This window comes from Nocardia sp. NPDC006630 (assembly GCF_040611495.1).
GTDB lineage: Bacteria > Actinomycetota > Actinomycetes > Mycobacteriales > Mycobacteriaceae > Nocardia.
The window spans coordinates 935,065-946,736 of record NZ_JBEXOK010000001.1 but is presented as its reverse complement, the minus strand read 5'-3'; the positions used below and the strand labels follow the sequence as shown (position 1 = coordinate 946,736).

The 11,672-nt window shown below is 67.1% G+C and carries 8 protein-coding genes (1 of these 8 running past the window's edge); 5 read left to right on the top strand and 3 right to left on the bottom strand.

The window, feature by feature from the left end:
- Nucleotides 1-88 precede the first annotated feature (88 nt).
- The 3 genes from ABZX86_RS04180 to ABZX86_RS04170 are packed head-to-tail and all read right to left on the bottom strand — an operon-like array spanning nt 89 to nt 2,971.
- Nucleotides 89-1,120, bottom strand: a complete 1,032-nt coding sequence (locus ABZX86_RS04180) for an LLM class flavin-dependent oxidoreductase (RefSeq protein ID WP_355119760.1) — start codon at nt 1,118-1,120, stop codon at nt 89-91.
- Nucleotides 1,121-1,169: 49 nt separating this feature from the next.
- The gene (locus ABZX86_RS04175; RefSeq protein WP_355119758.1) at nt 1,170-1,895 is read right to left on the bottom strand and encodes an ABC transporter ATP-binding protein; all 726 of its coding nucleotides are present in this window, start codon (nt 1,893-1,895) and stop codon (nt 1,170-1,172) included.
- Between the two features lie 26 nt (nt 1,896-1,921).
- Nucleotides 1,922-2,971 (bottom strand): ABC transporter permease, encoded by a 1,050-nt coding sequence (locus ABZX86_RS04170; RefSeq protein WP_355119756.1) that lies wholly within the window; start codon nt 2,969-2,971, stop codon nt 1,922-1,924.
- 130 nt (nt 2,972-3,101) lie between these two features.
- On the opposite strand from ABZX86_RS04170, the gene ABZX86_RS04165 reads away from it, so the two are divergent.
- From ABZX86_RS04165 to ABZX86_RS04145, 5 genes are all read left to right on the top strand, one after another.
- Complete coding sequence (locus ABZX86_RS04165; RefSeq protein ID WP_355119754.1) at nt 3,102-4,256, top strand: sensor histidine kinase; 1,155 nt, start codon at nt 3,102-3,104, stop codon at nt 4,254-4,256.
- Nucleotides 4,257-4,276: 20 nt separating this feature from the next.
- The gene (locus ABZX86_RS04160; protein WP_355119878.1) at nt 4,277-4,915 is read left to right on the top strand and encodes a response regulator transcription factor; all 639 of its coding nucleotides are present in this window, start codon (nt 4,277-4,279) and stop codon (nt 4,913-4,915) included.
- Between the two features lie 49 nt (nt 4,916-4,964).
- Nucleotides 4,965-5,390 carry a PPOX class F420-dependent oxidoreductase gene (locus tag ABZX86_RS04155; protein WP_355119752.1) on the top strand — a complete coding sequence of 142 codons (426 nt, stop codon included), beginning with the start codon at nt 4,965-4,967 and terminating at the stop codon, nt 5,388-5,390.
- Nucleotides 5,391-5,448: 58 nt separating this feature from the next.
- Nucleotides 5,449-6,207: a precorrin-4 C(11)-methyltransferase gene (gene cobM, locus ABZX86_RS04150; protein WP_355119750.1), complete on the top strand. Its 759-nt coding sequence runs from the start codon at nt 5,449-5,451 to the stop codon at nt 6,205-6,207.
- Nucleotides 6,208-6,508: 301 nt separating this feature from the next.
- A protein-coding gene (locus ABZX86_RS04145; protein WP_355119748.1) for a non-ribosomal peptide synthase/polyketide synthase crosses the window boundary here: on the top strand, nt 6,509-11,672 show its 5' portion. 39,449 nt of this gene lie beyond the right edge of the window; 5,164 of the gene's 44,613 nt are visible here — the first part of the coding sequence; it begins with the start codon at nt 6,509-6,511; its stop codon lies off the right edge, out of view.

The following is an 11,672-nucleotide window of genomic DNA, read 5'->3' as shown; positions in this document are numbered from 1 at the left end:
GCCTCGCACCCTATTTCTTCATCGCGCGGGCTCTCACGGTGGCGGTTATCGGCGTGTCGCCACCGTGAGAGCCCTCTCGATGAAATGCCTACGGTGGGGGGATGGCGCGGAGGGTGGTGAGCATGGTGTGGAAGGCGGGGTCGTCGGCGGGGGTTGGGGGGACGTCGAGGGAGATGCCGTGGCAGGTGTGGGCGTACCAGGAGTTCAGGAGTGGGGGGAGGTCTGGGTAGGGGGCTTGGGGGACTAGGGTTTTCAGGATTTTGTCGGTGAGGATTTGGGGGAGGGCGCTCCAGTTGCCGGATTGGGCGGATTGGGTTAGGCGGTCGGCTATGTCGGGGAGGTCTAGGCGGTCGAGGGTGCCTCGGTAGGCGGGGGTGGAGTAGAGGAAGGCCAGTTCGGGGCGGAGGGTCTCGCGGGCGGCGGTGACAGCGGCTTCGTCTCGGCCGGTGATTGCCTTGGGGACCACGATGATTCGGGGGCCGCCGTCGGTGCGGGCGGACTGTTCGGCTCCGGTGCGGAGCGCGGGGAGGACGTGGTCTTTCAGGGAGACGGGGTGGGAGCCGGTGGGGTGGGCTACGAAGCCGTCGGCGGTGGCGCCTGCCAGTTCGCACATGCGGCGGTTGACGCCGCCCATCCAGAGGGTGGGGGCGGGGACGTCGAGGGGGCCGGGGTTGAAGTAGGGCTGCAGGCGGGTGAAGTCGTAGTGGGAGCCGTGGTGGTCCAGGCGGGTGCCGTCCTGGAAGGCGGCGAAGATGGCGCGCAGGCTCGCCGCGTAATCGGCCAGCTGCGCAACGGGATTCGTCCACCCGGTGGAGTATCTGCCGACTATGTTGCCGCGGACCTGGGAGGCGATGCCGAGTTGGAAGCGGCCGCCGGAGAAGCGGGCCAGGTCCCAGGCGGCGCAGGCGGTCAGCATCGGGCTGCGCGGGAAGGCCACGATCATGCTGGTTCGGATGGTCAGCGTGGTGGTGTGTTCGGCGGCGAGGGTGCACACGCTGAACGGGTCGCGCACGGTTTCGGAGATGTGCACGGTGTCGAAGCCGAGGTCCTCGATCCGCCGGACCCGCGCCGCCACCTCCGAGAGCGGAGTGTCGGCGGGCAGCGAGGTCACGAGTTCCATGCGGGCATCCTCGTGGACGGTGCGGTGCGGTGCACCGGCGGAGGTTGGTTCAGGCGGCGGCCTTCGCGGATTCCAAGCTCAGGACGCCGTCGACCATGCGGTAGACGGTATCCATCTGATGCATATGGGACAGGTCGTGGGTGACCAGCAGGGTCGCCGCATTGTGCTCGCGCGCGATCTTGACGATCAGGTCGATGATGGCCGCGCCGCGCTCCTGATCCAGCGAACTGGTGGGCTCATCGATGACGAGCAGCGACGGATTGTTCATCAGGGCGCGAGCGATATTCACCCGCTGGCGCTGACCGCCCGACAGCTGGGCGGGGCGCTTGTTCCGGTGGTCGCCCAGTCCGACCGCGGCGAGGAGTTCGCTTGCGTGCGAACGGGCTTCGCGCCGCCGGGCGGGCGAGACGAAGAAGGTCTGACCCAGATGGACCATGGCCTCCAACTGCTCCAGCGCGGTCAGCGCGGGAATCAGATTGGACTGCTGGAAGACGATGCCGATGGAATCGCGGCGCACCGTGGTCGCTTCGCGGCGGCTGAGCTTCGCCAGATCGACAGTCCCGGAGGCTGTTTCGAGCTCGACGCGACCGGAATCGGGACGGACGAGGGTCGAGGTGGCGGCCAGCAGCGTGGACTTGCCGGATCCGGAGGGGCCGGTGATCGCCGCGATCTCGCCGCCGCGCACCGACAGGTTCACGTGGTCGAGCGCCGTAATGGTCTCGGCGCCATCGGGGAAGGTGAGGGTGAGGTCGGCGACCTTCAGGGAATTGGTCATCGCAAAACTCCTGGGAGACATGGTGATCAGCGCGCCTGATTGAGGGCGTCGAGCGGGTCGGTGGTGGCGAGGAAGCGCAGGGCGAACGCCGCGCCGAGCACGCCGAGCAGCACCAGGGCGGCGGCGGGGAACAGGGTCGTGCTCACGCTGAGGATGAACGGCACCGCGTCGCCGATGAATATGCCCGCCACTGCGGTCAGGCCGACACCGATGCCCACGCCGATCAGCAGCACTACGAGCGCTTGGCTCAGGGCATCACGCACCAGCGAACCGGTGGTAGCGCCAAGGGCTTTCAGCGTCGCGATATCGGGTGCGCGCTGCACGGTCCAGACGGTGAAGAACGCGCCGATCACCAGGGCCGAGATGGCGAACAGCATGACCGTCATCAGCGTCAGCGAACCGTTCTCGGCCTTGTACGAACTCATGGCCGACAGCGAATCCTTCGACGAGGTCGTGGTGGTGTGCGCCGCGGCGTTCACGGCGGCGGTATCGCTCACACCGGAGACCGCGAGAATGGTGGCCGCACCGGCCCGCGGATTCTGCGCCTGCCAATCGGAGAGCGTCATCCACACCACGGGGGTGTGCGCGTACCAGTCGTCATCGGTCACGCCGCGCACCGTGAAGTTGCCGGACCCCAGCATGACGGTGTCGCCCGCGCCGGCATGCAGGTTCTTGGCGGCGGCTTTGGAGAGCACCACCTGCCCGGGATCGGTTGCCACACGATTGCCGAAGGGTGTGCCTTCGACGCCGAACATGGCGACCTGGGTGGGGGAGGCGCCGTCCTTGGTGGCCCGGGCCCGGCTGATGCCGATCGGGTCGGCGGTGCCGCCGGCCTGCTGCCAGGCCGACACCTGCTCCGGGCTCAGCGTCGAGGAGTCGAAGGAGGCCGCCGACCCGTTGTCGGAGAAGACCACGGTGCTGGTGTTCAGCGACTGGATGGCGGAAATATTCTGGTGCGCCAGCCCGGCGGTCAGCCCGCTCAGAAAACTGACGAGCAGGGCGACCAGCATGACCACCAGGGTGATGAGGAGGAAGCGGCCGCGGGCGGCCCGCAGATCTCGGAGTGCTACGAACATGACTTCACTCTGTCCGCGAAACCCCGGGAAACCATCGCGCAGCGGAACGAAACCTGATCAGCCAACGGAGGTGCGGCGTTTCCTACTTTCGATGGATGCCGCCCGAGTTGCCGGGCATAAGCTGGTCGGCGTGCACCGATCGCCACTGACCCCCGTCTTCTCCGCCATGCAACTGGGTCTGCATGTCATGGTGGTGGCGCTGACGATCGTGGTCGCGGTGCGCGCGATCATCGCCGACGCCCATCCGTTCTTCGTGGTGGTGCTGACCGGTGTCTTCCTGGGCGTGTACTTCGCCGGGGGCCTGTTCCGCCGCCGGCTGTTCGCGGCGCGGGTGTGGCTGGTAGCGCTGACCGTGCTCTGGCTGGGCCTGGTGGCCTTCGTTCCGGACGCGGTCTATCTGGTGTTCGGGCTCTTCTTCCTCTATCTGCACCTGCTGCCGCGCAATTGGGGCCTGCTCGCCGTCACCGCCACCACGGTGGTGTCGGTGGTCGGGTACGCCTCGCACAAAGGCTGGACCATGGGCGCGGTGATCGGACCGGTGCTCGGCGCGCTGGTCGCCGTCGCCATCGGGCTCGGCTACGGCGCGCTGTTCCGCGAGGCCGCCGAGCGGCAGCGCCTCATCGACGAATTGCTGGACACCCGAAACACTCTCGCCGAACAGGAGCGCACCGCCGGCAAGATGGCCGAGCGCGAACGCCTGGCCCACGAGATCCACGACACGGTCGCCCAGGGGCTCAGCAGTATTCAGCTCCTGCTGCACGCTGTGGAGCGGGCCGCTCCGGATCATCCTGCGCTGGAAAAGATTCGGCTGGCCCGCGAGACCGCCGCCGACAGCCTGGTCGAAACCCGCCATCTCATCGCCGAACTCACGCCGGTCGCGCTGGAGGGCCAGTCGCTGGCCGGTGCGCTCACCCGAATCGCCCAGCGCGCCACCGCACCCGGACTCGATGCCCAGATTCTGGTGGAGGGCGAACCGCACCGCCTGCCCATGCCGATGGAGGCCGCCCTGGTGCGCATCACCCAGGGCGCGGTCTCGAATGTGGTGCGGCACGCCCGGGCTCAGCGCATGCGCGTCACCCTCACCTACGGCGGTGATGCGGTGCACCTGGATGTGGTCGACGACGGCGTGGGCATCGATCCGGCCGTGCTCGCCCAACCCCCTTCCGGCACTTTCGGTCTCAATGCCATGCGCAGTCGCGTCGAGCAGCAGGGCGGCACCATGGATGTGGAGTCCGAGCCCGGCCATACCGCGGTCACCGTCTCGTTCCCGCTGGAGGAGCAGTGACATTTCCAGGAGGGAAGCACGTGATCCGCATTCTGCTCGCCGACGATCACGCCATCGTCCGCGCGGGCCTGCACGCTCTACTGGATTCCGGTGTGGCCGAAAGTGATTCCGGCCCGGATATCGAGGTGATCGGCGAGGTCGCCACCGCGGAGGAGGCCGTCGCCTTCTGCTCCACCCATCAGGTCGATCTGGTGCTCATGGATCTGCGCTTCGGCTCGGGCAAGTCCGGTGCGGACGCCACCGCCGCCGTTCGCGAGCTGCCCGATCCGCCGAATGTCCTGGTGGTCACCAACTATGACACCGACGCCGATATCCTCGGCGCCATCGAGGCGGGCGCCTGCGGCTACATCCTCAAGGACACCCCGCCCGCCGAGTTGCTGGCCGCCGTCCGCTCGGCCGCGGAGGGCGAAAGCGTGCTGTCCCCGTCCGTGGCCTCACGCCTCATGACCCGGGTCCGCAAGCCGGACACCACGCTCAGTCCCCGCGAGATCGAAGTGCTGCGCCTGGTCGCCGACGGCCACTCCAATCGTGAGATCGGCCGCCGCCTCTTCTTGAGCGAGACCACCGTCAAATCCCATCTCGTGCACATCTACGCCAAGCTCGGCGTGAAGTCCCGCACCTCGGCGGTGGCCCGGGCGCGCGAACGCGGAGCCATCTGACCCGGTTTCGTTGATCTTGTTTCCGGGACGGACGTCCTACGGTGGCCCTATGACCTCACTCTCGGATCCCGGCGTGCGGGAATTCCTGTCCGAAGGCACCCGCACCGCCAAGCTCGCGTTCATCGCCGCCGACGGCAGGCCGCTGGTCACGCCGGTCTGGTTCATCGTCGAGGACGACACCATCGTCTTCAATACCGGTAAGGCCACCGCCAAGGGCAAGGCGATCGCACGCGACAGCCGCCTGGCGCTGTGCGTCGACCTGGACGGCCCGCCCTACCCCCACGTACAGGTGCAGGGTGTGGCCACGGTCTCCGAGGACCTGGACGAACTCGTCCGCACGGCCACGCTCATCGGCGCCCGGTATATGGGTGCGGACCGGGCCGAGGAATTCGGCAAGCGCAATGGCGTCGCCGGTGAACTGGTCGTCCGCCTGCATCCGGCCAAGGTCATCGCGCACTTCGACGCCACCGCCTGATTCGCCGATCGCCTCCCCTGCGGAGGGTTCGCGCGCCGGGCAATGCCAGACTCGCGGCATGACTGTGCACTTCATCGGGGCCGGACCGGGTGCGGCGGATCTGCTGACCGTGCGCGCGGTGGAGCTGCTGCGGCGGTCGCCGGTCTGCCTGTACGCGGGCACCTATCTCGATCCCGGCGTGCTGGCCCACTGCGCCCCCGATGCCGAGCTCATCGACACCCAGGGCCTGGATCTGGACCAGATCATCGAGCATTGCGCCCGGGCGAATGCCGAGGGCAGGGACGTTGCCCGGCTGTGTTCGGGTGATCCGTCCCTCTATTCGGCGCTGACCGAGCAGAAGCGCAGGCTGGATGCCGCCGGCATCCCCTGGGATGTCACACCCGGTGTTCCGGCCTACGCCGCCGCAGCGGCGGTGCTGGGCGCCGAGTTGACGGTCCCGGAACTGGTCCAGTCGGTGGTGCTGACGCGCACACAGGCTCGATCGACCGTTATGCCCGAATCGGAGGCGCTGCGGAATTTCGCGCGGACCCGCGCGACCCTGGTGCTGCATCTGGCCGTCACGCGCATTCGAACCCTCGCCGGGGAACTGGTCGACGAGTACGGCCCGGGCTGTCCGGTGGCGGTCGTGTACCGGGCCAGTCAGCCCGAACAACAGGTCCTGCGAGGCACTCTCACCGATATCGCGGACCGGGTGGAGGCGGCCCAATTGCGTCAGGCGGCGGTGATTCTGGTCGGGCCGGCGCTGGCGGAATCAGTCGATTGCGCGCAGTCGCACCTCTACGATCCGGCTCGGAACAGGACGCATCTCACTGGCTGAAACTCCGAAATGCGGTGATGCCTAAAGGCTATGACCCTTCGTGGTTGTGGAGGCTCGGCTGCCGGTAGATTGGTTCGGGTGTTCAGCAGCAGAATCGCCAAATCGGCCAGGCGGTGGCCAGCGGGTGCGGACGCGCCCTTGTAACAAGATCGGCCGCCTGGACGGATAGCCCAGAGAACATCTTTGTCTGATTGTTACGTGAAGTGAGCCCCGAGCATCGGACGCCACGCTGGTCGGTGTGGCGTCCTGTTGGGGTTTTCGGTGGGGAGCGCTGCGTGGTGTTCCGGAAGCGAGGTTTGGGTTGGACCGGCTAGATTTCGGCGGCAACGGCGAAGCTGGCAGCGAAATCGCGCCGGGATCGGGCGAGGCGTTTCCGCTGTCGCCCGCTCAGCTGGGCATTTGGTACGCCCAGCACCTGGATCCGCAAGTGCCGATCAATATCGCGCAGTACGTCGAACTGCGCGGCGAGATCGACGTGCCGCTGCTCGAACAGGCCATGGTCGACGGTTCCCTCGAGGTCGGTTCCGGCTTCCTGCGGATTGTCGAGCGCAACGGCGAACCGCTGCAGATCGTCGATCTGGACCTGGATCGCACCATCTACCAGGTCGATCTGCGCGCTGCCGCGGATCCGCTCGCTGCCGCGATGCAGTGGATGCGCGATGACTACAGCCGTCCGCTGGATCTGCTCGCCGATCGTCTGATCCGCTCCGCCATGCTGCGGGTGGGCGAGGACCACTACTACTGGTACGCCCGCGTCCACCACATCGTGCTCGACGGCCTCGGCGCCATGACCTACATGACCCGCGTCGCGGAGATCTACACCGCGCGGTTCCGTGGCGAAGAGCCTCCGACGTCGAAGGTCACTGATCTGCGCACGCTGGTGGAGCAGGAGTTCGCTTACCGCGACAGCACCCGCTTCCAGTCCGATAAGGCGTACTGGAGCGAGAGAGTCGCGGGTCTGGAAGAGGGGACAAGTCTGTCCGGTCGCAGTGCCCCGCCGGCCGCGATCAACGGCATTGCCAGCGCGTCGCTCACCAGCGATCAGAATTCGCTGCTCGAGACCGCGGTGGCGGTGCACGAATCTTCCCCTGCCGCTTTGCTGATCGCCGGTTTCGCCGGTTATCTGGCGCAGTGGACCGGTACCGAGGACGTCATCCTCTCGCTGCCGGTGACCGCGCGCACCACCGCCGTCATGCGCCGTTCCGGTGGCGCGGTATCGAATATCGTGCCGCTGCGCCTGCATGTCGGGCACGACACCAGCATTGCCGAACTGCTCAAGCAGGTGACGGTCGCGGTGTCCGGGGCCTTGCGCCATCAGCGCTACCGGCACGAGGACATTCGCCGTGACAGTGCGGGCGACGGTGTGGTGACCCGGGAGTTCTTCGGGCCCTGGGTCAATATCATGCTGTTCCACAATGAGGTCACCCTCGGCCCGGTGACGGGTGAGTTCAGCGTGCTGTCCACCGGTTCCATCGAGGACCTGGGCATCAATTTCTATCAGTCGGTGGCCGGTACCCGGAACCACATCGACTTCGAGACCAACCCCAACCTGTACTCGGAAACCGAGACGCAGCGCCATCATTCGCGGTTCCTGGAGTTCTTCGACAACTTCCTGTCCGCGTCGGCCGAGCAGTGGGTGTGGGGCCTGCCGATCGTGACCGCGACCGAGCGCACCCGCACGCTGGTGGAGTGGAACTCGGCCTCCCATGAGGTCCCCACCACCACATTGCCCGCGCTGCTGGATGCTCAGATCCCGCTGACGCCAGGCAATATCGCTCTCGAGTTCGAGGGCGCGACCCTCACCTACGCCGAGTTCGGTGAGCGGGTCAACCGGCTCGCACGGTTCCTCATCGCTGACGGTGTCGGCCCGGAATCGCTTGTCGCCCTGGGTATGCGGCGTTCGCTGGATCTGGTTGTGGGTATGCACGCGGTGCTGCGCGCCGGTGGCGCGTATGTGCCGATCGATCCGGATCATCCGGCCGATCGCACGGCCTACATCCTCGAGTCCGCGGCACCGGTCTGTGTATTGACCACCACCCGTGACGGGCTGGAGCTGCCGGAGTCGGTGCGCCGCTTGGAGATCGACACCCTGGACGTGTCGGGTCACTCCACCGATCCGGTGACCGATGCCGACCGGATCGCGCCACTGCGCCCGTTCAATACCGCCTACGTCATCTACACCTCGGGCTCGACCGGCCGCCCCAAGGGTGTCGCGGTCACCCACCACGCCATCGTCAACCAGCAACTGTGGATGCTGGACGAGTACCAGCTCACCGCCGCTGATGTGTACCTGCAGAAGACCGCGACCACCTTCGACGTCTCGCTGTGGGGTTACTTCCTGCCGCTGATGGTCGGCGCGAAGATGATCATCGCGACCCCCGACGGGCACCGCGACCCGATCTACGTCGCGGAAACCATCCAGCGCCACGGCGTCACCGTCACCGACTTCGTACCGTCCATGCTCACGGTCTTCGTCTCCCATGCCAGTGCCGCGCAATGCGTTTCACTGCGCGCGGTGTTCGTCATCGGCGAGGCACTGCCACCGGAAACCGGTGCGAGCTTCCGCGCACTGAGCTCGGCGGGCCTGCACAACCTCTACGGCCCCACCGAGGCCGCGGTCTCGGTGACCTACTGGGAGAACACCGATGCCGACACCGTCACGGTGCCGATCGGTGTGCCCGAGTGGAATGTCGATGTCTACGTGCTCGATTCGCGGTTGCGACCGGCCGCCATCGGTGCCGCAGGTGAGCTCTACCTCGGTGGGCGTCAGCTCGCCCGCGGGTACAAGGGCCGCCCGGACCTGACCTCGGATCGCTTCGTCGCGAACCCGTTCTCGGCCACCGGTGAGCGCATGTACCGCACCGGTGACCTGGTGCGCTGGAACACGGTATCCGATTCGCCGCACGCGGCGGCCGGCGCTATCGAGTACATCGGCCGCACCGACTTCCAGGTCAAGTTCCGCGGCCAGCGCATCGAACTCGGCGAGATCGAAACCGACCTGCTCGCCCACCCGGCTGTGAGCCAGGCCGCCGTGTTGGTCATGGACACCGCGACCGGCCAGCAGCTGGTCGCCTACGTGGTACCCATGCCGGGCCTGAGTATCGATCCGGTCGAGCTGACCCGTTTCGCCGCCGAGAAGCTGCCGACCTACATGGTCCCGGCCTCGATCATGGTGCTGGACGCCTTCCCGCTCAACACTTCCGGCAAGCTGGACCGCAAGGCCCTGCCCGATCCGGTGTTCAGTGTGGACGCCGCCGGCTACCGGGCCCCGCGCACCGCCGCCGAGGAGATCGTGGCGGGCATCTTCGCCGATGTCCTGGGCCACGAGCGTGTCGGCATAGACGACAACTTCTTCGATCTCGGTGGTAACTCGCTGGTCGCCACCCAGGTGGTCGCCCGCATCTCCGCCGCGTTCAGCACCCGCCTGGGTGTGCGCGCACTGTTCGAAACCCCCACCGTCGCGGGCATTGCCGCGCGCATGGAAACCATTGCGCCGTCGGATATTTCGCGTCCGCCGCTGGTCGCACAGCAGCGCCCGGAGCGGGTGCCGCTGTCGCTGGCACAGCAGCGCATGTGGTTCCTCAATCAGTTCGATCCCGATGTGCCGACCTACAACCTGCCGTTTGTGGTGCGGTTGCGCGGCCGGGTCGATATCGAGGCGCTGCAGCTGGCGCTGACCGATGTGGTGGCGCGGCAGGAATCGCTGCGCACCATCTTCCCCGAATCCGGGGACGGCGGCCTGCAGCAGGTGCTGCCCATGGACCAGGTCGATCTCGGCATCGAGGTCGTCGGCATCGACGAGGCCGAATTGTTCCCGGCCCTGGCCGAATTCGCCTCACGTGGTTTCGACGTCTCGCGCGAGCTGCCCATTCGCGTTCGGGTGTTCCGGGTCGGCGAGACCGTCGAGGACGAGACCGACGGCGTCGAGCTCAATGACTACGCCGTGGCTTTTGTCGTGCATCACATTGCGGCGGACGGTTTCTCGTTCGGCCCGCTCTCGCGTGATATGACCGCCGCCTACCTGGCGCGGGTCTCCGGCCAGGAGCCCGCCTGGGCGCCGCTGCCGGTGCAGTACCAGGACTTCAGCATCTGGCAGCGTGAGGTGCTGGGCTCGGAAGCCGATCCCGATTCCATGGCCGCACGCCAGATCGCCTACTGGCGTGGCGCTTTGGCCGGACTACCCGATCAGCTCGACCTGCCCGCCGATCGCCCGCGCCCGCCGGTGCAGAGTTTCCGCGGTAACCGGGTCACGTTCGACATTCCGGTGCAGCTGCACACCCGGCTTTCGGGATTGGCTCGCGCGCAGGGCGTTTCGCTATTCATGGTGATGCATTCGGCGCTGGCGGTGCTGCTGGCCCGCCTGTCCGGTACCAGCGATATCTCCATCGGCACCCCGGTCGCTGGTCGTGGTGAGCAGGCCCTGGACGATCTGATCGGCATGTTCGTCAACACCCTGGTGCTGCGCTCCGAGGTCGACGGGTCCGAGGCGTTCACCGACTTCCTCTCGCGCACAAGGGAAACCGATCTGGCGGCCTTCGCCAGCACCGATGTGCCGTTCGAGCGACTCGTCGAGGTCATCAACCCGACCCGCTCCCAGGCACGGCACCCGCTGTTCCAGGTGATGCTGTCGTTCCAGGAGATGTCGCACGGCTCCATGGAGCTGCCGGGCCTGACCGTCTCCGCCGATGAGCTCGAAGTCGATATCGCCAAGTTCGATCTGCAGTGGACGCTGACCGAACAGCGCGGCATGGCCGGTGAGCCGGCCGGGCTGTCGGTGGTGCTGTCCTACGCCACCGATCTGTTCGACGAGCGCACCGTCGCCGAATTCGGCCACCGCTACCTGCGCATCCTGGAAACCGCCGTCACCGCACCCGATACCGTGGTGCGCGATATCGACATCCTCAACGAGGACGAACGCGCCCTGGTCCTGGGCGACTGGAGCCGCAACGAGCACTCGCTGCCGTCCGCGCAGACCGTGCTGGACCTGTTCGAGGAACAGGTCCGCCTGCGTCCGCACGGCACCGCTCTGATCTTCGATCCGGGCGAGCGCAGCAGCGGAATGTTCGGCACCCCTGCCGATCTCAGCTATGCGGAGTTCTCCAGCCGGGTCAATCGCCTGGCGCGCAAGCTCATCACCGAGGGCGTCGGCCCGGAGACCCTGGTCGCGGTCGGCATTCGCCGCTCGATCGATATGCTCGTCGCCATCTACGCCACCCTCACCGCGGGTGGTGGCTATGTGCCGGTCGATCCCGATCATCCGGCCGAGCGCACCGACTACGTGCTGGCCAGTTCGCAGCCGGTCGTCCTGCTCACCACCACCGATGATGCGGTGGAGAGCGCCGATTGCCAGGTCCTGCACGTGGATTCGCTGGATCTGAGCGGATTCGACGATGCCCCGGTCACCTCCGCCGATCGGCTGGCGCCCCTGCGTCCGTCGAATACCGCGTACGTGCTCTACACCTCCG

Bases quoted from the DNA above. Each gene is read 5' to 3' on its own strand.
- ABZX86_RS04180 (WP_355119760.1), bottom strand. From the start codon at position 1,120: ATGGAACTCGTGACCTCGCTGCCCGCCGACACTCCGCTCTCGGAGGTG.
- ABZX86_RS04175 (WP_355119758.1), bottom strand. From the start codon at position 1,895: ATGACCAATTCCCTGAAGGTCGCCGACCTCACCCTCACCTTCCCCGAT.
- ABZX86_RS04170 (WP_355119756.1), bottom strand. From the start codon at position 2,971: ATGTTCGTAGCACTCCGAGATCTGCGGGCCGCCCGCGGCCGCTTCCTC.
- ABZX86_RS04155 (WP_355119752.1), top strand. From the start codon at position 4,965: ATGACCTCACTCTCGGATCCCGGCGTGCGGGAATTCCTGTCCGAAGGC.
- cobM (WP_355119750.1), top strand. From the start codon at position 5,449: ATGACTGTGCACTTCATCGGGGCCGGACCGGGTGCGGCGGATCTGCTG.